A 22876-nucleotide genomic window follows, 5' to 3' on the forward strand; every position below is an offset into this window, starting at 1 on the left:
ACTCGCTCCTTTGCCCTCACCCTTATACTGAACATCATGCCTGATCTTCTCCTGCTGCTGGCGGCCGATCTGGTGCTGGTGCTGCACCTGGCCTTTGTCCTTTTCGTGATCGGTGGCCTGCTGGTCATCTGGTTGGGCTGGGGATTGGGTTGGGGCTGGGTGCACCACCGGGGGTTTCGCTGGGCCCACCTGGCGGCCATCGCCGTGGTGGTGGCCCAGGCCTGGCTGGGACAGCTCTGCCCCCTGACCATTCTTGAGCAATCCCTGCGCAGTGCCGCCGGCGCGGTCAGCTACCAGGGCAGCTTCATCCAGCATTACCTGCATCGGCTGCTCTATTTCGAGGCCCCCTGGTGGGTGTTCACCCTGGCCTACACCCTGTTTGCCCTGCTGGTGGTGATCACCTGGTGGGGCGTGCCTCCGGCCCCCAAGGAAAAGCGTCGAAACAAACCCTGATAACTTACGGATTTACTGGGGTTTACCCCTTTGCTCAATCCCTCGCCAAACGCCATTCAAAGCGTATCCCGGGCCCCGGGGGGCTGCTAGAATCGGGGCCTGACACCGAAGTAAGGACTGACCTAGATGAGCCTGGAGTTACTGGAACAGTTGGAGTCCCGGGTACAGAACGCCCTGGACACCATGGAGCTGATGCAGTTGGAGCTTGAGGAAGAGCGACAGCGCAGCGGCGAGATGGCAATACAGCAACAGCGGTTGGAGCAGGAAAACCAGCAGCTGCGGCAGCAACTGGCCGCCTGGCACAGTAAGGTGGAGGGGTTACTGGGGCGCCTGCCCCGGGAGGCCTGAGCAAACAAAAAGGGTGGGAACTGTCCCACCCTTTTTTGTGCCCGGCTTCAGAAACTCGGCGCCGGCTGGGGCGCCAACAGCTCGTTCAGCTCGGTGATGGCCGTGCGCACTTTGGGCAGCGGCCGTTCTGGCATAACGAAGCGTCCATTGCGAAACTCCAGCCGGCCCAGGTGGCGCACCATCACCACGCCGTCGCGGAAGATGCGGGCGTGCTTGGCGATCAGTCTGGGGGCGTAGAGCGGAAAAATTCTCACAGCTTCAATCCTTAATGCGTTACGTCTCATGCGTAAGGTCTGACCGATCTTACCGCAATGAGGTTCCTATCCAGAACAAAAAATCACGTGCGAACCCAGTTCCAGTTCAGAATGCTTGGTAAGACCTTTGGCATCTGTCGGATTTCGCTCGGGTTAGTGAAAAACCGCGGGCATAGTACGGGGATTTTGACGACAAAAAGAGACGGGACCCCGTATGGAGTCCCGCCTCGAGTGTACAGAAAAGATTACAGCTTATCTGTCACTTAGCCCTTCTTGGCCAGGTAGTTCAGCAGATCGGTCAGCTCTTCCAGGGACTGCACGCTGCCCACATCGACGATGTACTTGTTGTTCACCATCAGGGAGGGCACACCGCGGATGCCGCTGTCCTGCTGCGCCTTCTTCCACTTCTTCATGGTGCTGTTGACCATAAAGCTCTCGGCGGCCTTGTCGAAGTCGGTGGCGGAGACGCCGTTGTCGACAAACAGCTGGCGCACGTCGTTGCGGCCGGTAAAGGTGCGACGGGCATCGTGGATGGCGGAGAACATCGCCGGCTTGATGGTGTCCTGTACCTTCAGCAGCTGAGCCACGGCCAGAGCGCGGGACATCTCGGGGCCCATCTCACGGCCAATGAAGTCCACGTGGTACTGCTCAAACTCCACTCCGTCTGCCAGGCCGGCCTTGATGGCGCCGACGTAGTTCTTTTCGAAGGTGTAGCAGTGGGGGCAGTAGAAGGAGAAGAACTCGGTGACCGTAGGTTGGCCGTTAACCGGGCTCTGGTTGAAAGTGGTGTAGTGGGTGCCTTCCTTGAAGTTGGAAGCCCCATCGGTAGCCGCGGCAAAGGCACTCAGGGGCGCCAGGACCAGGGCAAAGGCGATGGCCAGCATTTTTTTCATCGAGATTTCTCTTTGAGTTTACAAATGGATGCAGCACAAGAGTGCCACAGGATCCCTAGGGAGTGTAGCCCGGCGCCAGGGAAAGCGGGGCGTCATCGAGGGCCGCCAGCTGTTCCTTCAGGGCCAGAACCTGTTGTTCCCAGAATTTGTCCGTGCCAAACCAGGGAAAGTTCCGGGGAAACGCCGGGTCATGCCAGCGTTTGGTTAACCAGGCCAGGTAGTTGATCATCCGCAGCGCCCGCAGCGGCTCAATCAGTTTCAGCTCGGCGCTGGGCAAGCTGGCAAAGGTCTCGTAGCCCTCCAGCAGCACGTCCAGCTGCAACAGCTGACTGGCCCGGTCGCCGTTGAGCATCATCCACAGATCCTGCACCGCGGGGCCGGAACGGGCGTCGTCCAGGTCGACAAAGCTGGGGCCCTCGTCGAGCCAGAGGATGTTGCCCGGGTGCATGTCGCCGTGCAGCCGCAAGCTCGTAACCGGCTCGCTGAGCGGGCCCTCGATGCGTGCCAGCACCTGGTCGAGCACGGTAAAGAAGGGGGTTTCGATGTGCGGCCCCAACTGGGCCTGCTGCTGCAATACCGCCCGGGCCTGATGACCAAACTCCTCAAGGCTCAGGGCCGGCCGATGTTGAAACGGCGCCTGGCGGCCCACCTGGTGGAGCCGGCCGAGGAAGCGGCCCACCCCCTCAAGCTGCTCCAGGTTGTCCACCTCGAACTGGCGACCGCCGACGCTGTGCCAGAGGGCAAAGCGGTAACCCTGGTGGGCGAACAGGGTGCGGCCCTCCAACGCGATGGGCGCCGCCACCGGCACCTCGTTGTCGGCCAGCTCCCGGGCAAAGGCGTGCTCCTCCAGGATCTGCGCCTCGCTCCAGCGCTGGGGCCGGTAGAACTTGGTGACGTAGCGCCGTCCGTCTTCGGCGCGGAACTGATAGACCCGGTTCTCGTAGCTGTTCAGCGGCAGCAGCCCGGTGTCCGGGTAAACCCCGAGGGACTCCACCGCGTCCAGCACCAGATCCGGCGTCAGGGATTGGAAATCGAACTGGGCCTCGCTCACACGCTCGCTCCCGCCAGCCGGGCCAGGAAGGCCACCACCTGGTCACCTTCGGTATCACCGCCCTCTCCGGCCTGGATCCACAGGCTGTCGCACAGGGCCTCGTACTGCAGGCTGAGGGCCGTGCCCTCAAACTCCAGCGGCCAGTAGAGCCGGTCGGCGCCTTGCTCCACCGGCCCCAGGGTGCACTCCAAGGAAGCCATCAGCAGGGGGGCGGCCACCAGGGCCTCCTCCTGACTGAGGGGGCAGGGCCAGAGCAGCTGGGCGGGCTCGCGGTCATAGCGGGCGGGGCCTAGCTTGAGCAGGAGAGGGTGATCTGTTGGCTCCATGAGGGGGCATCGTCTCGCAGGTCGTCAAAGTCCGAGTCCGGATCATAGGGCCGGCACAAGGCCCGGTGCAAGCGGGCCAGGGGGGCGTTGTCCCCCTGCTCGGCGGCGGCGATCGCCTCCTGGGCCAGGTGGGTGCGCAGGATCAGCGCCGGATTGGCCTGGGCGCGGGCCCACTGCCAGGGGCCCAGCTCCGTCACGCCCCCCAGTCTCGCCTGGTAGCGGCGCCACCACGGGTCGAAGCCCGGCTGGGTCGCCAGGCGTCGGTGCAGCGGAGTGTCGTCGCTGGCCGGATCCAGCTCGGCAAAGCTGCGCAGGGTGTTGCTGTAGTCGGCACCGGCCGCCTCCATCAGATTGAGCAGGCCCCCGATCAGCGCCAGATCCGCCTCCTGCGGGGCGTCCAATCCCAGGCGGGCGCCCATCCGTGCCAGGTAACGGGCCACCAGCACCGGCTCGTAACGGGCCAGGGCGCCTTTAAGCTGTTCCTCGGAGAGCCAGGGGGTCAGGGTCACCGCCAGGCGGTTAAGGTTCCACAGGCCGATCCCCGGCTGCTGGTCGAAGGCGTAGCGCCCCTGGTGATCCGAGTGGTTGCAGATGTGGCCGGCCTGGAAGGCGTCCAAAAAGGCGAAGGGGCCGTAGTCGAAGGTCTCCCCCAGGATGGACATGTTGTCGCTGTTGAGCACCCCGTGGCAGAAACCGAACGCCTGCCAGTCGGCCACGGTCTCGGCGGTGCGTGATACCACCGCTTCCAGCCAGGCCAGCTTGGGGTTGGGCGCCGCCAGGGCATCGGGAAAATGGTGGGCCAGGGTGTCCTCAATCAGCGCCGCCAGCTGCGCCTGCTGCCGGGTGTAGTAGAAGTACTCGAAGTGGCCAAAACGCAGGTGGCTGGGGCTCACCCGCACGGTGATCGCGCCGGTCTCCTGCTGCTCGCGCCACACCGGGGTGTCGGAGCCGATCACCGCCAGCGCCCGGGTGGTGGCGATCCCCAGATGGTGCAGCGCTTCGCTGGCAAGAAACTCTCGGATGGCACTGCGCAGCACCGCCCGACCGTCACCACTGCGGCTATAGGGGGTAGGGCCGCTGCCCTTGAGGAAGAGTTCCTGGCCGTGCCGCTCCCCCAGGTGCAAACCGCGTCCGTCCCCCAGCCTCGGCGTGTAACCCCCGAACTGGTGACCGCTGTAGACCTGGGCCACCGGTGTCCAGGGCAGGGGCGTGACACTGCCACTGAGCAGGGCCAGGGTGGCCTCGTCCGGGGCCAGCTCCAGGGTGGCGGCCAGATCCTCACTCCAGCCGACCCAGCGGGGGTTGGCCAGGGGCGCCGGGCGCACCTGGCTGCCCAGCCAGGGCAACCGATGGCCGATCCCCGGTTGCCAGCCCGGCGTGCCTTCCCTATCCGTCTGCTCTGCCACTGCTCCATCCCCCTTGCCTGAGTCGGGCCGACGACGCAGAGGCCTGCGGCCCGATGATCCCCATTTGATCTCGATCGCGAATTCGTTATCTTCGACTTATCCCCAGCATGGCGCGGGGTTAGGATGAAGAAAATCCGAGTTACGCACTAGGTTATACCATGAAAAGCACCCGGCTCACCGGCCGCCTGGCCCGGGAATACCAGACCATCGCCCACATGATGCAGATCTACTGCAAGGATCATTGCGGCCAGGTGGAGCGGGACCAGGGGATCTGCCCCCAGTGCCGCGAGCTGCTGGATTACGCCGAAACCAAGCTGGATCGTTGCCCCTACGGCGACACCAAGCCCACCTGCGCCAAATGCCCCATCCACTGCTACAAGCCGGAGCCCAAGGCCCAGGTGCGCGAAGTGATGCGCTACGCCGGCCCCCGGATGCTGCTGCGCCACCCCATCGAGGCCCTGCGCCACCTGCTGGACGAGCGTCGGCCGGTGCCCAAGCGCCCCCCCATGCGCTCTAACCGGGCGCGTAAGCGGCCCCCCGCGGAGCGCTGAAGATGACGGTGCCGCCGGTGATGGATCTGCTCACCTGGCTGCACCTGGGGATCGCCCTGGTGGGGGGGATCAACTGCCTGCTGCTGGCGGCCTTCCTGCGTTACCTCTACCGGGATCCCTACCGCTCCGAACGCTACCTGGCCGCCTGGTTTGCCCTGCTGGCGCTCTATTTCCTGTTTCCCTTCGCCCCCTGGCTGCTGAGCCCGATGCAGATCCTGCCGCTGTTCGCCCTGCAGTTTCTGGCGCTGCCCTGCCTCTACCTCCATCTCAACAGCCAGCTGCGCCGGCGCCGCGCCGAGCCCGGCTGGCACCTGGGCCTGCCCCTGGCGTTGGTCCTGGCCACCCTGGCCCTGGTGATGCTGCCGACCTGGGCAGAGAAGCTCGGCTGGAACCAGGGCCTGCTGCTGGTGCTGCTGCCCCTGGGGGCGGTCAGTCAGTTTGGCTTCTACCTCTTGGCCCTGCTGCGGGACTGGCGCCGCTGGGGCCGCCCCCGGCGCAGCCTCAGTGCCAGCGGCCGGGACCTGCGCCGCCGCTGGCTGCTGGTTCTGGCGGTGACCGCCAGCCTGGTGTGGTTGCTGCGCCTGAGCAGTGCCCTGCTGCCCCTGTCACTGGGGGGCCCATTACCCGCCTGGCTGAACCTGGCGATCCGCCTGGCCATTGTTCTCCTGCTGCTGTTCAGCCTGGCCTTTGCCCTGCGTCAGATCACCAGCGCCGCCTGGTTGCGGCGCCGCCAGCCCAGCCCGGAGGTGCATCCTCCCAAGCGGGCCTCCGAGTCCATCTTGAGCTCCGAGGAGCTGGCCTTCCTGCGGGATCTCAACCGCCCCTGAATGCCCCTTTAGCCCTCGACCCTTTTCCGTTACCCTCGGGCCAGGCTACAAGGAGTTAAAACAATGACAACAGGACGATTACCCGCCGCACTGGCGCTGCTGACCCTGTGTGCCGGCGCTGCCCAGGCCACCCCCCGCGACCACGTCATCACCCCAGAGGACTACTTCACCATCGCTCATATGAGCGATCTCACCCTGAGCGGCAACGGCAAGCAGGCCACCTGGGTGCAGTCCTACTGGGACAAGCAGAGCGACGGTCAGAAGAAAGACCTCTGGCGCATGACTTTGCCCAAGGGCACCCCGGAGCGGCTCACCTTCAGCGAAGAGAACGAGGGCCACCCCCAGTTCAGTGCCGATGGCCGCTACCTCTATTTCCTCAAGGCCGAGTCTCGTGGCGAGGACGCCAAGGCCCCCTACAACGGCAAGGCGCAGATCTTCCGATTGAACCTCACCAGCAGTGAGGTGGTGCCCCTGACCCGCTCGCCCGAGGGGATCAGCCAGTTCACCCTGGGGCCCCAGGGCCAGGCGCTGTGGTACACCAGCAACAAGGAACACAAGAGCGACGACCCCTTTGCCGGCCTGCGCAGTACCCATGATGCCCCCCAGTACGGCCACGGTACGGTGACGGTCAATCCCCTCTACCGGCTGGATCTCGCCAGCTACCGCAGTGAGCTGGTGCTGGACGACAACAAGGTGGTGTGGGGCTTCGACATCAGCCCGGACGGCAACCGCATCGCCCGGGTGATCACCGACGACAACGAGCTGGTGCACCTGGAGGGGTGGTCCGATGTACACGTCTATGACCGTCAGGCCCAGCGCGGCGCCACTCTGCCGGACGACGCCTGGCGGGCGCAGGCCCCCTCGCCCTATGGCTGGCTGATGCAGCCCCGCTGGAGTCCGGATGGGACCCGTCTGGCGTTTCGCATCGACTACGACGGCCACCCGGGACAACTGTTCGTCACCGAACTGGACCGGAGCGGCCAGGTGGTGGGCCAGGCGGACCTGACCCGGCCCGGCGACGCCACCCTGAACGGCGACAACATCGCCTGGCGCCCGGGCAGTGATGAGATCTGCTACCGAGCCAGCGAACACGCCCGGGTGCGCCTCTACTGCACCGAGATGGACGGCACCGAGCAGGGCGCCACCCGCAGCCTCACCGAGGGCGATTTTGTGGTCGGCGGTTTCGCCTTCTCCGCTAAGGGCCGGGAGCTGGCCCTCACCCACAATGGCCTGGATCACTTCTACGAGCTCTACAGCGGCCGGGTGGGTCGCACACCGGAGCGACGTACCAACATCAACCCTCAGACCGCTGCCTGGCAGCTACCGCAGCTGAGCATCGTGCGCTGGACCGCCCCCGATGGCAGCCCGGTGGAGGGGATCCTGGAGCTGCCCCACGGCTACCAGAAGAGTGACGGCCCCCTGCCTCTGGTGGTGCAGATCCACGGCGGCCCCACGGCGGCCACCCCCTACGCCCTGCAACACCGCACCTACGGACGCAGCACCTTCGCCGCCCGAGGCTGGGCGCTGCTCTCCCCCAACTACCGCGGCTCCACCGGCTTTGGCGACCGCTTCCTGGTGGACCTGGTGGGACGGGAGCACGACATCGAGGTGGCGGACATCCAGGCCGGGGTGGATAACCTGATTGCCCAGGGGCTGGTGGACGCGGAGAAACTGGCGGTGATGGGCTGGAGCAACGGCGGTTACCTGACCAACGCGCTGATCAGCACCAGCAACCGTTTCAAGGCCGCCAGCTCCGGCGCCGGCGTCTGGGACCAGCGTCTGCAGTGGATCCTCGAGGACACCCCGGGGCACGTGATCAACTTTATGCAGGGGCTGCCCTGGGAGCAGCCGGAGGCCTACACCCACGGCTCCAGCCTGAGTCACGCCGCCAACATCACCACCCCGACGGTGATCCACATGGGGGAGAAGGACGCCCGGGTGCCGGCCCCCCACGCCTATGGCCTCTACCGCACCCTGAAGCAGTACCTGGAGGTGCCCACCGAGCTGCTGATCTACCCCGGCGAGGGGCACGGCCTGAGCACCTACCGGCACAAACTGGCCAAGATGCAGTGGGATCTGGCCTGGTTCGAGCACCATGTGCTGGGCAAACCGGTGGAGTGAGTCCTCCACCACAGGGCCGCCTCAGCGGCCCTTTTTTTGATCCCCAGACGCAAGAAAGGCCGCCTGGGCGGGCGGCCTTGGGACTTGGGCATTGGAAGAGTCTGTTGGGCACAGACCCGAGACCCGGTCAGGCACTGGCCGGCGAATGCCGACTGAGCCTCCCTGCCCGGCCAAACCGGGTCTCCCTGCTTAAGAGCGACGCGGTTCGACCAAGGCTTTAACTTTTTTTAACCCCACACCAATAGCTTAAGACCAATGCCCCACATCAGGGCCCAGACCATAAGATCGATGCCGCGCCACACCGCCGGGCGGGCCAGCACCGGTGCCAGGCGGGCGGCCCCCATGCTCAGACCAAAGAACCACAGGGTCGAGGCGGTCACGGTGCCGGCGAAGAAGAACCAGCGTTCGTCACCGAACTGGGCGCCAATGGAACCGAGCAGCACCAGGGCATCCAGGTAGACATGGGGGTTCAGCAGGGTCACCGCCAGGGTGGCCAGGATCACCGAGCGCCGACCGCCCTGCAGCCCCCCCTGGGCCTCCAGCTGGGTGCCCTTGAGGGCCCGGCGCAGGGAGGCCAGGCCGAACACCAGCAGGAAGGCCCCACCGCCGTAACGGGCCACCGCCATCAGCAGCTCGCTTTCACTGATCAGCGCACCGACACCGGCCACCCCCAGGCCGATCAGCAGGCCATCACAGAGGGTGCAAACCAGCGCCACCCAGAGATGGTGGTGGCGCTTGAGCGCCTGGCTCAGCACAAAGGCACCCTGGGCGCCGATCGCCATAATGAGTGCCGCGCCAATGCCCAAACCGTTTACGAACGCCGTGATCATGCTGTCTCTCCCCTCAATCAAGGCGGGCAGTGTAGGGTTGAGACGCCATAGAAAAAATCTAATAATGCTTATTCAATATCAGAAAAATTAATTAACAAATCGTGCTGGACTACAAGCTGCTGCACGCCCTGGCCGAGGTGGTGCGCCAGGGCAGTTTTGACAAGGCCGCCCGCCGGTTAAATCTCACCCAATCGGCGGTCTCACAGCGGATCGGCACCCTGGAGCAGCGGGTGGGTCGGCCCCTGCTGGTGCGCGCCAACCCGGTGCGGGCCACCGACGCAGGGTTGCTGTTGCTGCGCCATCAGCAGCAGGTGGCGCTGATGGAGGCCAACCTCTCCGAAGCGCTGCTTACCGGCGAGCGCTCCCGCTTCGAGCGCATCGCCCTGGCGGTCAACGCCGACAGCCTGGCCACCTGGCTGCCCCAGGCCCTGACCCGGCTGTTCGACGAGCATCAGCTGCTGACCGAGCTTATCGTCGAGGACGAGGACATCACCCTCAACCGGCTCAAGGCCGGGGAGGTGGCCGGCTGCATCTCCGCCACCGCCAAACCGGTGCAGGGCTGCCGGGCCCAGCCTTTGGGCACCCTGCGCTACCAGATGGTGGCCGCCCCGGCCTTTATCGAACGCCACTTCCCCAACGGGCTGGATGCCGAGGCCCTGAGCCAGGCCCCCACCGTGGTGTACAGCCAGCACGACGACCTGCTCAGCCGCTTCCTGGCCCGCCACTTTCCCAAACTGGATCACCTGCCGCCCCACCACCTGATCCCCTCGGCCCAGGGCTTTGTGGATCTGGCCCTCTCCGGCATCGCCTGGGCGCTGATCCCCAGCCTCCAACTGGCCCCCTACGCCCGGGCCGGAGCCCTGCAGGCGGTGACCGGTCACCACCTGGACGTGCCCTTGTACTGGCACAGCTGGCGCCTGCAATCCCCCACCATGAGCCGCCTGGCGTCGGTGCTGATCCAGGAGGCCAAGGCGCGCCTGGGCTAGGGGCCAGATCAATTTGCCCGCAATTGGAGTGGCAAGGCCCCAAGGAAGTGCCACCCTTAGTCTCAGGGACGAGATTAAAGGGAAAAGTCATGACCTTGCGCGCCATTTTGCTGACCATTCTGATGCTGTTGGTGAGCCCGGTTCGGGCCGATTGGGACTTCAGCGCCATCAACCAGGGCAACTGGTACCTGGGCGCCCAGTTCAACTACGGCCAGGTGGACACCCAGTTCGGTGACGCCAACCCCATCGCCCTGCACGCCCTGGGGGGCTACCAGTTCAACCCCTACCTGGCGGTCGAGGGGCGGATCGGCCTGGGGGTGTCGGACGACGAGACCAACGAAGACATCACCATCGAGATCGACTCCTACTACGGCCTCTACCTGACCGGCACCCTCCCCCTGAGCGACTGGGTCAAGGTCTACGTGTTGCTGGGGGCCACCGACGTCAACCTGGAGCAGGATCTGGACAGCCGCAGCGACACCTTCGGCAGCACCGACGTCACCTACGGCGTGGGGCTCAGCTTGCTGGCCACCGAACGTCTGGCGATCACCATCGAGGCGGTGCAGTGGCTCGACAAGGGCGACATCGATGTGGCCGGCCTGGGATTGGGGGTGCGCTACGACTTCTGAGCCGGGCGGATCTCGCACTGGATACCCCGACATAAGCGGCCCTAGAGGCCGCTTTTCTCTGTTTAGGATGGCCCCTCAAGCTGATAGAGTCGCTGGTGAGATAAGTTTCGCAACCTGTTGTTGCACCGGTTATTTTGCGATCAGGATCACTGGTTTGTGCGCCACAAGGTGACACCCCTTGAACACTGTGTGCACTCTTTAACCGACCCTAACCACATGGAAGTTATTATGAAACGCACTCTGCTTACCCTGGCCCTAGGCACCGCGCTGCTGGCCGGCCCCGCCTCCGCCAACCTCGATCAAGGCTCCCCCTACTTTGGCGGCCAACTGAACTACCTGGATGGCGACACCGGGTTGGGCACCGTCAACCCCATCGGCCTGACCCTGCTGGGGGGGTATCAGTTCAACCCCTACCTGGGCCTGGAGGCCCGCCTTGGCTTCGGCGTCAGCGACGACAGCATCACCTTTATGGAGACCGACATCGATCTGGAGCTGGACCACTACTACGCCGGCTACCTGGTGGGCACCCTGCCCATCAGCGACTGGGTCAGCGTCTATGGCCTGTTGGGCTTTGCCGACGCCGAGTTGACCGCCAGCGCCCTGGGCCAGAGCGAAAGCGCCAGCGAAAACGACTTCAGCTACGGCCTGGGCCTCAAGCTCGGCGGCACCGAGAACGCCGCCTTTACCCTGGAGTACGTCTCCCTGGTGGAGGATCTCGACAGTCTGAACCTGGGGTTCACCTACCGCTTCTGAGCCGCCCCAGAGCATAAAAAAACCCGCCATGTCGGCGGGTTTTTTAGTTTGAAGCTCGGCCGTTACAGCTTGTAGCTCAGCTGGGCGCCGGCCAGCCAGACGCTGCCGGTCACCTCGCCGTTGTACTGGGCCAGGGCGGTGCCGTCCACTTCGAAGGTTTCGGTGATGGGCGCGTCCCCCTGAGAGTGGATGTAGGTCACCGCCAGGTCCAGGGTCAGTCGCTCGCTGAAGGCGTAGCCCAGGCCGGTGCTGAACCAGAGGCGGTTGGAGTCCGGGATGCTGAGGGTCCGATGCGCATCGTCCACCGCCGTGCGGTCGTAGGCCACCCCGCCTCGCAGCACCAACTGTTCGTTCAAGCGGTAGTCGGAACCGATGGCCACGCGCCAGTTGTCCTTGAACTCCTCCTCTTTGACCAGGTCCGTGCTGCCGTCCGGGAATTCGGCCACCAGGTCATCGAAGCGGCTCCACTGGGTCCAATTGACGGAAGCGGACAAGCGCCAGGCGTCGGTCAGCTGGTGGCTGGAAGCCAATTCGGCGAAGGCGGGCAGGGTCAGGCCGAGCTTACCGGGACGAGCCAGGCCATCCGGGGCGTAGAGCAGGCCCCCGGCGTCGCCCTCCAGGTTCAGCTCCACCTCGGAGTGATAGGAGAGCCCCAGGGTGTGGCCCGGGGCCGGTTGCCAGGTGGCGCCCAGTTTGTAGCCCCAGGCGTAATCGTCGCCGGAGAGCGCCTTGAGCTCGGTGCCCGGGGCCACCGGCGGCAGGCCGATCATCCCCAGCAGCGGGGCCACGTCGGGATCCGCCACCCAGCCCGGGGCGGTGCCGCTGATGGCGCCGTCGCCGTAGACGAAACGCACCCCGGCCCCCAGGCTCAGCCGTTCGTTCACCTTGAACGCCAGGTTGGGGTTGAACTCGATGGTGGTGATCTCGGTGTTGCTGCCGAAGATCGCCGCCGGATGGGTGGCGGGCAGTTCGCTTTTGAGGCCGTAGTTGGAGTTGATGGCCAGGCCATAGGCCCAGCGATCGTTCAGCCGGTTGCTGTAGAAGAAGTTGGGCACCCAGGCATTGGGCACCAGGTCACCGGCGTCGGCGGCCACGGTTTTCATCGCCACGCCGTCGGCGGTCAGATGGGGGTGGCTGATGGTGCCCTCAGCGGCCACATCCGGCGCCACGAAGATGGCGCCCGCAGACAGTTGGCGACCCTCCAGCTGAGTGAGCAGGGCCGGGTTACGGCCCTGGGCGGCGGCGTTGTCGGCGATGGCCGCTTCCCCGGCAAAGGCCCGGCCCAGGCCGGTGGCGGAGGTTTCCGCCAGCTGGAACCCGGCGGCGTGCGCCTGGCCGGCCAGCGCCGCGGCGATGACGCCAGACAACATACGGTACTTCATGCAACTCCCCATTCAAGGTTGGCTTTGTGTGATCGGCGTCATCATAGGTAGGAAACCTGTGGACACAATGTCCTAACAAAAGTTTGCGAGTTAATACTCTAATTTGCCACCAGGGCAGGGGTTTTCACTGGCCAATAGAGCAATTGCTCCACCTTTTGGGCCAATTTAGAGTTAACACTCGTAACCTGAATTTATATCTTGTTGATTGGCAAGGGTGTGCGCCCTTGCCCCAGCGGCACCAAACGTTAAAACGGGCCAGCAGAATCTGCTGGCCCGGGTCTGGGAAAGGGCGTTGAATTGGGGGGCGGATCAGCGCCAGCGGGGGGACTGGGCCTCGAAAGCTTCGATGGCCGCCATCTGGGCCAGGGACTGACCGATGGCGTCTTTGCCCTCCAGCAGATTCTGCCGCGCCGCGGCGTCCAACTCGAAGGGGAAACGCTGGCCCTCAGGCGTCACCACCTGGCAGGCGGTCAGATCGACGGTCAACGCCGTGCCCGGCACGGCCTCCACCGCCGCCGTCAGCGCCTGGATCTGCGCCTCCGGCAGGATCACCGGCAGCAAACCATTGTTGATGGCGTTCTGGTAGAAGATGTCGGCGAAACTGGGGGCGATGATGGCGCGAAAACCGAAGTCCGCCAGCGCCCAGGGGGCGTGCTCGCGGCTGGAACCGCAGCCAAAGTTCTCCCCCGCCAGCAGGATGCTGGCACCGGCGTACTCCGCCCGGTTGAGGGGAAAGGTCGGGTTAGCCTCGTTGCCGGCGTCGTCCAGGTAGCGCCAATCGTGGAACAGGTGTACCCCGAAACCCTCGCGCGTCACCTTGGCCAGGAACTGCTTGGGGATCAGCTGATCGGTGTCGATGTTGGCGTGGGGCAGGGCGACGGCCACGCCCCGGTGCTGGGTAAAGGCCTGCATCATTGGATCTCCTCGAACTGGCGCACGTCGGCGAAGTGACCGGTCACCGCGGCGGCGGCGGCCATGGCGGGGCTGACCAGATGGGTACGGCTGCCCCGGCCCTGACGCCCCTCGAAGTTACGGTTGGAGGTGGAGGCGCAGCGCTGGCCGGCCGTGAGGCGATCCTCGTTCATCCCCAGACACATGGAGCAGCCCGGCAGGCGCCACTCGAACCCGGCGGCGGTGAAGATCCGGTCCAGCCCCTCGGCTTCCGCCTGGGCTTTCACCCGGTGGGAGCCGGGCACTACGATGGCCTGCACCCCGGCGGCCACGGTCCGGCCCTTGGCGATAGTCGCCGCGGCCCGCAGATCCTCGATGCGGGAGTTGGTGCAGGAGCCGATGAACACCGCATCCACCGCCACCTCAGACAACGCCTGGTTCGGCTCCAGGCCCATGTAGGCCAGGGCCTTGATGGCGGCGCTCTGCTCGATGGGATCGGCGAAGCTGGCCGGATCCGGCACCCGGGCACCCACCGCCATCACCTGCCCGGGGTTGGTGCCCCAGGTGATCTGCGGCTCGATCTCGGCCGCTTCCAGCACCACCTCGGCGTCGAACGCCGCGTCGGAGTCGCTGTGCAGCTGCGCCCAGTCCGCCTTGGCTTGCACCCAGTCATCCCCGCTGGGCGCATAGGGGCGCCCCTCCAGGTAGTCGACGGTGGTCTGGTCCGGCGCGATCAGCCCTGCCTTGGCCCCCAGTTCGATGGCCATGTTGCACACCGTCATCCGCCCCTCCATGGAGAGCGCCCGGATCGCTTCACCGCAGAACTCCACCACGTAGCCGGTGCCGCCGCCATGGCCCACTCGGCCGATGATCGCCAGCACAATGTCCTTGGCGGTGATCCCCGGCCCCACCTGTCCGCGCACCTCGATCTTCATGGTCTTGGCCTGGCGCTGACGCAGGGTCTGGGTGGCCAGCACATGCTCCACCTCGGAGGTGCCGATGCCGAAGGCCAGAGCGCCGAAAGCGCCGTGGGTGGCGGTGTGGGAGTCGCCACAGACGATGGTGCTGCCCGGCAGGGTCAGCCCCTGTTCCGGCCCCATTACATGGACGATGCCCTGGTTCGGGTGATGGATGTCGAACAGGGTGACACCGAACTCGTCGCAGTTTTTCTGCAACGTCTCCACCTGGGTGCGCGCCAGGGCCGGCAGGGCGGCAATGGAGGCGCTGGTGGTGGAGGTGTTGTGATCCATGGTGGCGATGGTGCGATCCGGCCGACGCACCGGACGGCCGGCCTGGCGCAGGCCATCAAACGCCTGGGGCGAGGTCACCTCGTGCACCAGGTGGCGGTCGATGTAGATGATCGGCGTCTCGCCTTTGGGCGTGGGGATGCGGTGGCTGTGCCAAATCTTTTCGTACAGGGTCTGGGCCATCAGCGGGCCTCCTTGATGCGCTGAACAACGGCGTCGCCCATCTGGGCGGTGGAGAGGGCGCGGTCACGGGCTTCGGGGGCCAGCAACTCACCGGTGAGGCAGCCGTCCGCCAGGGCGGCACTGACCGCGGCATCGATGGCGTCCGCCGCCTCGGTTTCCCCCAGGCTGTGGCGCAACATCAGACTGGCGGAGAGGATCTGTGCCACCGGGTTGGCGATCCCCTGGCCGGCGATGTCCGGGGCGCTGCCCCCGGCGGGCTCGTACATGCCAAAGCCGGACTCATTGAGGCTGGCGGAGGGCAGCAGGCCCATGGAGCCGGTGATCATCGCCGCCTCATCGGAGATGATGTCGCCAAACAGGTTGCCGCAGAGGATGACGTCGAACTCGCTGGCCCGGCGCAGCAGCTGCATGGTGGCGTTGTCGATGTAGATGTGCTCCAGCTCGACGTCGGGGTAATCGGCGGCGATGGCGATCACCTCCTCCCGCCACAGCATGGAGGTGGTCAGCACGTTGGCCTTGTCCACCGACAGCACCCGGCCGCGGCGCCGACGGGCAGCATCAAAGGCCATGCGGGCGATGCGACGGATCTCGAAGCGGCTGTAGCGCATGGTGTCGAAGCCGCACTCCTGCTCCCCTTCACCCTCACGACCCCGCGGCTGGCCAAAGTAGATGTCGCCGGTGAGCTCGCGCACCACCAGCACGTCCATCCCCTGGGCGGCGATGTCGCCGCGCAGGTAGGAGAGGTGCTCCAGTCCCGGGTGAATCTTGGCCGGGCGCAGGTTGCAGAACAGGTTGAAGTGCTTGCGCAGAGGCAGAAGGGAGCCCCGCTCCGGTTGCTCGTTGGGAGCCAGGCCCTCCCACTTCGGCCCGCCCACGGAGCCAAACAGGATGGCGTCCGACGCCTCGCAGGCCGCCAGGGTGTCCGCCGGCAGCGGGGTGCCCACGGCGTCGATGGCCGCCCCGCCCACCAGGCAGGGGGTGGTCGAGAGGGCGAAGCCAAACTGCGCTCCCGCCACGTCCAGCACCTTCTGAGCCTGGGCCATCACCTCCGGCCCGATGCCGTCCCCGGCCAGGATGGCCACCTTGTGCTCCCTCATGCGTCCCCCACTGCGTTGTCTTGTGTCTTGTCGTGTTTTTGCTGATCGATGCGCTGCTGGCGATGGATCAGGTTGTATACGTGGATCAGAGCCCGGGCCGACGCCTCGATGATGTCGGTGGACAGCCCCATGCCATGGAAGGTCCGCCCCTGGTATTCGGCGGTAATGTCCACCTGGCCCAGGGCATCGTGCCCCTCACCGGTGGCCTCGATGTCGAAGCTCTGGATGGCGATCTTCTGTCCGGTGGCCCGCTCGATGGCCCGGTAGACCGAGTCCACCGGGCCGTTGCCAGTGGCCGCCTCGGTCACCACGGCGTCGCCGATCCCCAGCTCCACCGAGCCGGTGGCGAAGTGGTTGCTGCCCGCCTGCACATTGAGCTGACGCAGACGGTAGTGGGCATCGGCCTCCTGCTGGTTCTCGAAAAACAGCAGGGCTTCGAGGTCGTAGTCAAACACCTGGCCCTTCTTGTCCGCCAACTCCAAAAAGCGCTGGTAGAGCACGTCCAGGTCAAAATCCTGCTCCTGGTAGCCCAGCTCGGTCATCCGGTGCTTGATCACGTGACGGCCGGAGCGGGAGGTCAGGTTCAGGGTATTGCGGGGCAGCCCCACGGATTCCGGCGTCATGATCTCGTAGGTGTTCTGCGCCTTGAGCATTCCATCCTGGTGGATCCCGGAGCTGTGGCTGAAGGCGTTGCTGCCGACGATCGCCTTGTTGGGCTGGATCGGCATGTTGCACAGGCGGCTGACCTGGGAGCTGGTGCGGTAGATTTCGGTGGGTTGGGCGTTGGTGGTGAGGCCGAAGTGATCCTTGCGGGTGTTGAGGATCATGATGATCTCCTCCAGCGCCGCATTGCCGGCCCGCTCGCCGATGCCGTTGATGGTGCCCTCCACCTGGCGGGCTCCTGCCTCGATGGCGGCGATGGAGTTGGCCACCGACAGGCCCAGATCATCGTGACAGTGCACCGAGATCACCGCGTTGTGGATGTTGGGCACCCGCTCAAACAGGTTGGTGATGATGCCGCCGAACTGGCTGGGGGTGGTGTAGCCCACGGTGTCCGGGATGTTCACCGTGGTGGCGCCGGCCTTGATGGCCGCCTCCACCATACGGCAGAGATCGTCGATGGGGGTCCGCCCGGCGTCCTCGCAGGAGAACTCCACGTCGTCGGTGAAGCGGCGGGCATAGCGCACCGCGTCGGTGGCCATGGTCAGCACCTGGTCGAAGCTGCGCTTGAGCTTGCTCTCGACGTGGATGCTGGAGGTGGAGATAAAGGTGTGGATGCGGAACTGGTCCGCCACCTTGAGCGCTTCGGCGGCGGCGTCGATGTCCCCCTGGACCGCCCGGGACAGGGCGCAGATCCGGCTGTTCTTGATGGTGCGGGCGATCTGCTGCACCGAGTCAAAATCCCCCGGTGACGAAACCGGGAAGCCCGCCTCGATAATGTCGATCCCGGTGCGTTCCAGCGCCCGGGCGATCTGCAGTTTCTCGTTCACCGACAAACTGGCCGCCAGTGCCTGCTCACCGTCGCGCAAGGTGGTATCAAACAAAATGACCCGATCCGACATCCTTTCCTCCATTCGTCTGTTCACAGAATGCGGGTTTTGCTCCAGGCATAAAAAAACCCGCGCATTCTGCGCGGGTTAGAGTCTGTTGCTCGAGCTCCTGTCAGCCGGCCACACCCTCTGCTCCCACGCAGCGTCCTGCTAGGATTAGAGTTAGTTGGTTGTGGCGGGCGAAGTGCGTCATCAGTCTCGTTATTGTGCTTACAGCGTCAAATTCCCATCCATAGTTGCCAGCGCCTGGGCATTTGTCAACCGCTTTTTGAACCGGAAATGTACGTGCCGCACAGCCTGTGTAAATGCGCTTGATTGTCTAAAGTTGCCGCGATAGCCTGCCGTTGTGATCAGGATGATAACGCCCTAAGGAAAGACGTATTGGCGGCCCTACCCCGAGCCTTGGCTTGGTTCCTCGCATTTTGGTTGTTTGCCGGCGCCCCTGGGGCGATGGCGGATGAGCCGATCCCCTCACTGGACCCCATCGCCGACGCTATCGCCAATATGGACACCCGCCCCATTGAGCTGATGGAGCACTACTGGTCTGAGTACTACCCCAAAGCCCCCATCAACTGGCAGATCCGCTGGCACCTGCTGCGCTGCGAACTGGCGTACATGGCATCGGATGGCAAAGAGGTGGATCACCAGGTTGCCACTGGCGTCGCCTTAGCCCAGAAGGCCGGAAACTCGCTGGTCGAAGGGTATTTTTCGGTCTGTCGCGCCTCTTACCTCTTCTCCGAGGAACAACGGCAGCTCGCGACCGAGGCCTATACCAAGAGCATCGAGATTGGCGAGCAGCATCAGGACCCACACCTGCTGATGCTCGCTTACACCAGCCGAGCCACGTCCCTGGCCGATCAGGGGCATCTGCCCATGGCGCTGGAAGACCTCACCATGGCGCTGCGCCAGAAAGAGCATCTTAGCGACTCCCAATGGCTCCACATCACCCTGGCCCAGGTGCACTTTGTCCTGGGCAGAACCTTCTATTACTTCGAAAATTACCCCAGAGCCATGGAATCCATGGAGTTGGCCATCACTCTGGCCAAGCCCGGTTCCCCTCTGGAGTGGTTTATTCGCTTTAACTTCGCCGTGGCCCTGTCGCAGCTGGATCAGCCGATTCGGGCTCAGCAGCAACTCGATCGTCTGCACGACAATCCACCGGAACTGGGCAAGTATCACCAGGGGTTTTTCAACCTGTTCCGTGCCGAGGTGCTGTTGAAGCTCGGTCGATTTGACGAGGCCCTGCCATTAGCCCGGGCCGCCGCCATGGATTTCGCCCGGGTCGATATGCTGGCAACCTACGCCAAAGCTTTGATTGTCGAAGGTCAGTCCTATGTCCTGATGGGTAACACCGAGGCAGGCTGGCAAACCATCGCTAAGGCACAGGACATTCTCTTCAAGGAAGAGGAAGCGAGGGGAGACTGGGGATACCTGGCCAAAAGCTGGCGCTGGATTGCCGATTATCACCATCAGCGGGGAGACTTCGAAGGGGCTTACGAGGCATTGCTGCAATACACCGAGGTGCAATCTCGCTTTCTGGACAAGCAACAGGCCTCGGAACTGGAGCGCCAACAACGCGCCCTTAGCGAAGAGGCTGACCGCCACCGTCAGCGCTTGGTCAGCAGCAGCGAAGCGCAGTTCCATCTGCAGCAATCCCTGCTGATGTGGCGAGGGGCGTCGGTGGTGCTGGGATTGATTCTGATGGGGATCTTCATCTGGCGCTTCTGGCCGGTCACCGAGTCGCCCCAGCCCCAAGCCGCTCCCGAGGGGTGGCGAGAGACCCTGAATCGGGCCATCAACGACTCGCGACAGAGCGAACGGCCCCTGGCGGTGATCCTGGTGCGGGATCCCACCCAACCCCTGGGCGAGAGCACGACACTGCTGAAGCGGGATCTGCGCCCGGAAGATCGCCTGCTGCTTCCCGAGCCCCATACGGCGCTGCTGTTGATGGACCAGGCGGCGGACGGCGAGCTGGCCTGGCGCCTGGCCTCCCTCACCCAGTTGCTGCAGGGGGCCGGACGCGGTTCGCTGCTGCTGGCCAAGGCTCGAGTCAACGGTTTCGACGATCAGGAGACGTTGCTGGCGCGGCTGGAGTACGAGCTGATCAGCCAGAGCATCCCCAACCGATCGGAGTCCCAGCCTCAGGCGGAGTCCGCCTCCGCATAATCGGCAATCAGGTTCAGGAAGGGGCGACCATAGCGTTCCAGCTTTCGCTCGCCCACGCCGTTGATCGCCAAAAGCTCCCACTCGCTGGCCGGCAACTGGGCCGCCATCTCCGCCAGGGTGGCGTCGTTGAACACCACGTAGGGCGGCACTCCGGCCTCCTCCGCCAACTCCCGACGCAGCGCCTTGAGCTTGGTGAACAGCTTGCGATCGTACTGGCTGGGCAGGGCGCGGCTGCGCCGGCTGGAGGGCTTTTGCAGCACCAGGCGCGGCTCCGCCAGCTCCAGACTGCGCTCCCCCTTGAGCACCGTCCGGGCGGCGGGGTTCAGGGTCAAGACCATGGAGCGGGTGATGTCCTGGTTGAGCAGCCCGTGGTGGATCAACTGGCGCAGCACCGACAACCAGTGGTCGTGACTGCGGTCCTTGCCGATCCCCCAGGTGGAGAGCTTATGGTGGCCGCGATCCTGCACCGTCTGGGACTGGCTGCCCCGCAGCACCTCGATCACATGCCCCATGCCGAAGCGCTGTCCCACCCGGTAGACGCAGGAGAGGGCCTTGCGCGCCTCCTCGGTGCCGTCGTAGCGTTTGGGCGGATCCAAGCAGATGTCGCAGTTGCCGCAGGGCTCGTGGCTGGGCTCATCGAAGTAGTTGAGCAGCACCTGACGGCGGCAGATCTGGGCCTCGGCAAAGGCCGCCATGGCGTTGAGTTTGTGCAGGTCCACCGGGTTGGGCTCCTGCTCCCCCTGCTCCAGCAGGTGGCGCACCCGGGCGATGTCCGCCGGGTCGAACAGCAGCAGCGCCTCCGACTCCAGACCGTCCCGGCCGGCCCGGCCGGTCTCCTGGTAGTAGCCCTCGATGGACTTGGGCAGGTCCCAGTGGACCACGAAACGGACATTGGACTTGTTGATCCCCATGCCGAATGCCACGGTGGCCACCACGATGTCGATCTGGTCGCGGAGGAAGGCTTCCTGCACCTGGGCCCGCTCGTCCGGGGCCATGCCCGCGTGGTAGCCGGCGGCGGCAAACCCCTTCTGACGCAGCTTTTCGGCCACCTCATCCACCCGTCGGCGGCTGCCGCAGTAGACGATGCCGGCGTTGCCCTTCTGCTGTTTCAGGTACTCGGTCAGTTGTTCCAGGGGCCGCAGCTTCTCCACCACGGTGTAACGGATGTTGGGACGGTCAAAGCTGGACTGGTGATGGAAGGGTTTCACCAACGCCAGGCGCTGGCAGATGTCCTGGCGGGTGGCGCCATCGGCGGTGGCGGTCAGGGCCATCACCGGCAGCTGGGGGAAGCGTTGCTTGAGCCACCCCAGCTGGGCGTACTCGGGGCGGAAATCGTGGCCCCACTGGCTGATGCAGTGGGCCTCATCCACCGCCACCATGGAGAGAGGCCAATGGGCCAACCGCTCCTGAATGTCGGTGCTGAGCAGCCGCTCCGGAGAGATGTAGAGCAGCTTGATCTCCCCCCGGTGCACCGCCCCCAGCAGCTGCACCACCTCCTGGCGGTCCAGGCTGGAGTTGAGCGCCGCGGCGGCCACCCCGGACTCGCGCAGCGCATCCACCTGGTCCTTCATCAGGGAGATCAGTGGTGAGATCACCAGGGTCAGGCCGGGCAACACCAGGGCCGGCAGTTGGTAACAGAGGCTCTTGCCGCCGCCGGTGGGCATGATCACCAGGCAGTCTCGCCCCGCCAGCACCTGCTCCACCACCTGGTCCTGACCGGGACGGAACGAACGGTAGCCGAACACCTGTTGCAGGGTGCTTAGTGTAAGGTCCTGATCGGGAGCAATTTCTTGGGCTGGGGCGTCCATCAATTCCGGCAGAGGTGGTCACGAATGGGCGCTATTCTACTTAACCGGCCCCCGATTGTCTGCCGCCCGGAGGGCGATGGCGACCATCGAAAGTGCCGCCAACGCAGGCGCTGCCATGACGCTCACCCGACCAGGTGGTTCCTGTGTGGAGAAGAACCCGCCATCGGTGGCATAATGCCCGCCCTTTCCACCGTCTGTGCACCCGAGTGGGCCTTATGCCGAACACCGAATCCCGCCAGGGGATCCTATACGCCATCTCCGCCTACCTGATGTGGGGCTTTGCGCCCATCTACTTCAAGGCGATCGCCACGGTGTCGCCGGACGAGATCCTGATGCACCGGGTGATCTGGTCCTTCTTTCTGGTGATCGGTCTGGTGGTGCTGGGAGACAAGATGGGGGAGGTGCGCGCCCTGGCCCGCCAGCCCCGTAAGCTGGGGATCCTGGCCCTCACCTCGCTGCTGGTGGGGACCAACTGGCTGCTGTTCATCTGGGCCGTGGCCAACCACCACGTGCTGGATGCCAGCCTGGGGTACTTCATCAACCCCCTGTTCAGCGTGGCCCTGGGCCTGCTGGTGCTGGGGGAGCGGCTGGGCCGGCTGCAGCTGATGGCAGTGGGGATCGCCGCGGTCGGGGTGCTGGTGCAGCTGATCCAGTTCGGCTCGGTGCCCTGGATCTCCCTGGCCCTGGCGGGCACCTTCGGGATCTACGGTCTGCTGCGCAAGCAGGTGAACCTGCAGGCCAGCACCGGGCTGTTCGTGGAAACCGCCATGATGCTGCCCCTGGCCCTGGGCTACTGGCTGTGGCTGGACAGCCCCACCGCCAACCTGGCCAACAATCCCCTCTCCCTGAACCTGCTGCTGCTGGCCGCCGGGGTGGTGACCACGCTACCCCTGCTGGCGTTTTCCGCCGCCGCCATCCGCATCCCCCTCTACCTGCTGGGGATGCTGCAGTACATCGGCCCCAGCATCATGTTCGTGATGGCCCTGACCCTGTTTGGCGAGTCGCTGTCGGCCCCACAGTTGGTCACCTTCGGCTTTATCTGGGCCGGCCTGCTGCTGCTCTCCCTGGACGGGATCCAAAAGGCCCGGCGCAAGCGCCGGGCCCCCATCGCCGCCCACTGAGGC

22 protein-coding genes are annotated in these 22876 nt (G+C 65.0%); 10 read left to right on the forward strand and 12 right to left on the reverse strand.

Annotation, left to right across the window (positions count from 1 at the left end; all coding sequences use genetic code 11):
* Window positions 1-36: 36 nt before the first annotated feature.
* Window positions 37-453 (forward strand): DUF2784 domain-containing protein, encoded by a 417-nt coding sequence (locus tag KUV81_RS14460; protein ID WP_222544591.1) that lies wholly within the window; start codon window positions 37-39, stop codon window positions 451-453.
* A 126-nt stretch (window positions 454-579) separates the two neighbouring features.
* Window positions 580-801, forward strand: a complete 222-nt coding sequence (locus tag KUV81_RS14465; protein WP_222544592.1) for a cell division protein ZapB — start codon at window positions 580-582, stop codon at window positions 799-801.
* Window positions 802-848: 47 nt separating this feature from the next.
* Here KUV81_RS14465 and KUV81_RS14470 read toward each other — a convergent pair whose 3' ends face one another.
* The 5 genes from KUV81_RS14470 to KUV81_RS14490 all read right to left on the reverse strand — a co-directional run bounded on the left by KUV81_RS14470 (window position 849) and on the right by KUV81_RS14490 (window position 4683).
* Window positions 849-1055, reverse strand: a complete 207-nt coding sequence (locus tag KUV81_RS14470) for a DUF1107 domain-containing protein (protein ID WP_222544593.1) — start codon at window positions 1053-1055, stop codon at window positions 849-851.
* Between the two features lie 263 nt (window positions 1056-1318).
* Entirely contained in the window at window positions 1319-1948 is a 630-nt protein-coding gene (locus KUV81_RS14475) for a thiol:disulfide interchange protein DsbA/DsbL (protein WP_222544594.1), read from the reverse strand.
* Window positions 1949-2003: 55 nt separating this feature from the next.
* Window positions 2004-2999, reverse strand: a complete 996-nt coding sequence (locus KUV81_RS14480) for a serine/threonine protein kinase (RefSeq protein WP_222544595.1) — start codon at window positions 2997-2999, stop codon at window positions 2004-2006.
* The gene (locus tag KUV81_RS14485; protein ID WP_222544596.1) at window positions 2996-3325 is read right to left on the reverse strand and encodes a DUF3630 family protein; all 330 of its coding nucleotides are present in this window, start codon (window positions 3323-3325) and stop codon (window positions 2996-2998) included. The genes KUV81_RS14480 and KUV81_RS14485 overlap by 4 nt, the downstream gene beginning before the upstream one ends.
* Window positions 3289-4683 (reverse strand): protein adenylyltransferase SelO, encoded by a 1395-nt coding sequence (locus KUV81_RS14490; protein WP_315900090.1) that lies wholly within the window; start codon window positions 4681-4683, stop codon window positions 3289-3291. The genes KUV81_RS14485 and KUV81_RS14490 overlap by 37 nt, the downstream gene beginning before the upstream one ends.
* A gap of 206 nt (window positions 4684-4889) precedes the next feature.
* Between KUV81_RS14490 and KUV81_RS14495 the strand changes: the two genes are divergently transcribed.
* The 3 genes from KUV81_RS14495 to KUV81_RS14505 all read left to right on the forward strand — a co-directional run bounded on the left by KUV81_RS14495 (window position 4890) and on the right by KUV81_RS14505 (window position 8230).
* The gene (locus KUV81_RS14495) at window positions 4890-5282 is read left to right on the forward strand and encodes a nitrous oxide-stimulated promoter family protein (protein ID WP_222544597.1); all 393 of its coding nucleotides are present in this window, start codon (window positions 4890-4892) and stop codon (window positions 5280-5282) included.
* A gap of 2 nt (window positions 5283-5284) precedes the next feature.
* Window positions 5285-6109 carry a hypothetical protein gene (locus KUV81_RS14500; RefSeq protein ID WP_222544598.1) on the forward strand — a complete coding sequence of 275 codons (825 nt, stop codon included), beginning with the start codon at window positions 5285-5287 and terminating at the stop codon, window positions 6107-6109.
* Between the two features lie 63 nt (window positions 6110-6172).
* Complete coding sequence (locus tag KUV81_RS14505) at window positions 6173-8230, forward strand: alpha/beta hydrolase family protein (protein ID WP_222544599.1); 2058 nt, start codon at window positions 6173-6175, stop codon at window positions 8228-8230.
* A 227-nt stretch (window positions 8231-8457) separates the two neighbouring features.
* Here KUV81_RS14505 and KUV81_RS14510 read toward each other — a convergent pair whose 3' ends face one another.
* On the reverse strand, window positions 8458-9060 hold the full coding sequence (locus KUV81_RS14510) for a LysE/ArgO family amino acid transporter (protein WP_222544600.1): 603 nt from the start codon (window positions 9058-9060) through the stop codon (window positions 8458-8460).
* A 101-nt stretch (window positions 9061-9161) separates the two neighbouring features.
* Here KUV81_RS14510 and KUV81_RS14515 point away from each other — a divergent pair, with 101 nt between their 5' ends.
* The 3 genes from KUV81_RS14515 (at window position 9162) to KUV81_RS14525 (ending at window position 11428) form a co-directional block, all read left to right on the forward strand.
* Window positions 9162-10046, forward strand: coding sequence for a LysR family transcriptional regulator ArgP (locus KUV81_RS14515; RefSeq protein ID WP_222544601.1), 885 nt, complete (start codon window positions 9162-9164; stop codon window positions 10044-10046).
* A gap of 89 nt (window positions 10047-10135) precedes the next feature.
* Window positions 10136-10675 (forward strand): porin family protein, encoded by a 540-nt coding sequence (locus KUV81_RS14520; RefSeq protein WP_222544602.1) that lies wholly within the window; start codon window positions 10136-10138, stop codon window positions 10673-10675.
* A gap of 228 nt (window positions 10676-10903) precedes the next feature.
* The gene (locus KUV81_RS14525; protein WP_222544603.1) at window positions 10904-11428 is read left to right on the forward strand and encodes a porin family protein; all 525 of its coding nucleotides are present in this window, start codon (window positions 10904-10906) and stop codon (window positions 11426-11428) included.
* Between the two features lie 62 nt (window positions 11429-11490).
* Here the strand turns inward: KUV81_RS14525 and KUV81_RS14530 are convergent, their stop codons facing one another.
* The 5 genes from KUV81_RS14530 to leuA all read right to left on the reverse strand — a co-directional run bounded on the left by KUV81_RS14530 (window position 11491) and on the right by leuA (window position 17790).
* Window positions 11491-12810 carry an outer membrane protein transport protein gene (locus tag KUV81_RS14530; protein WP_222544604.1) on the reverse strand — a complete coding sequence of 440 codons (1320 nt, stop codon included), beginning with the start codon at window positions 12808-12810 and terminating at the stop codon, window positions 11491-11493.
* A gap of 309 nt (window positions 12811-13119) precedes the next feature.
* Window positions 13120-13722 (reverse strand): 3-isopropylmalate dehydratase small subunit, encoded by a 603-nt coding sequence (gene leuD, locus KUV81_RS14535; protein WP_222544708.1) that lies wholly within the window; start codon window positions 13720-13722, stop codon window positions 13120-13122.
* Entirely contained in the window at window positions 13722-15131 is a 1410-nt protein-coding gene (gene leuC, locus KUV81_RS14540) for a 3-isopropylmalate dehydratase large subunit (protein ID WP_222544605.1), read from the reverse strand. Before leuC ends, leuD begins: the two co-directional genes overlap by 1 nt.
* Window positions 15131-16228 (reverse strand): 3-isopropylmalate dehydrogenase, encoded by a 1098-nt coding sequence (gene leuB / locus KUV81_RS14545; RefSeq protein WP_222544606.1) that lies wholly within the window; start codon window positions 16226-16228, stop codon window positions 15131-15133. Before leuB ends, leuC begins: the two co-directional genes overlap by 1 nt.
* Window positions 16225-17790: a 2-isopropylmalate synthase gene (gene leuA / locus KUV81_RS14550; protein ID WP_222544607.1), complete on the reverse strand. Its 1566-nt coding sequence runs from the start codon at window positions 17788-17790 to the stop codon at window positions 16225-16227. The genes leuB and leuA overlap by 4 nt, the downstream gene beginning before the upstream one ends.
* Window positions 17791-18228: 438 nt before the next feature.
* On the opposite strand from leuA, the gene KUV81_RS14555 reads away from it, so the two are divergent.
* Window positions 18229-19944, forward strand: coding sequence for a tetratricopeptide repeat protein (locus KUV81_RS14555; RefSeq protein ID WP_222544608.1), 1716 nt, complete (start codon window positions 18229-18231; stop codon window positions 19942-19944).
* On the opposite strand, the gene recQ is transcribed toward KUV81_RS14555, so the two are convergent.
* Window positions 19920-21752 carry a DNA helicase RecQ gene (gene recQ / locus KUV81_RS14560; protein ID WP_222544609.1) on the reverse strand — a complete coding sequence of 611 codons (1833 nt, stop codon included), beginning with the start codon at window positions 21750-21752 and terminating at the stop codon, window positions 19920-19922. The genes KUV81_RS14555 and recQ overlap by 25 nt on opposite strands.
* 215 nt (window positions 21753-21967) lie before the next feature.
* Between recQ and rarD the strand changes: the two genes are divergently transcribed.
* Complete coding sequence (gene rarD, locus KUV81_RS14565; protein ID WP_222544610.1) at window positions 21968-22873, forward strand: EamA family transporter RarD; 906 nt, start codon at window positions 21968-21970, stop codon at window positions 22871-22873.
* Window positions 22874-22876 lie beyond the last annotated feature (3 nt).

The sequence above is a fragment of the Ferrimonas balearica genome (assembly GCF_019802085.1).
GTDB classification, from domain to species: domain Bacteria; phylum Pseudomonadota; class Gammaproteobacteria; order Enterobacterales; family Shewanellaceae; genus Ferrimonas; species Ferrimonas balearica_B.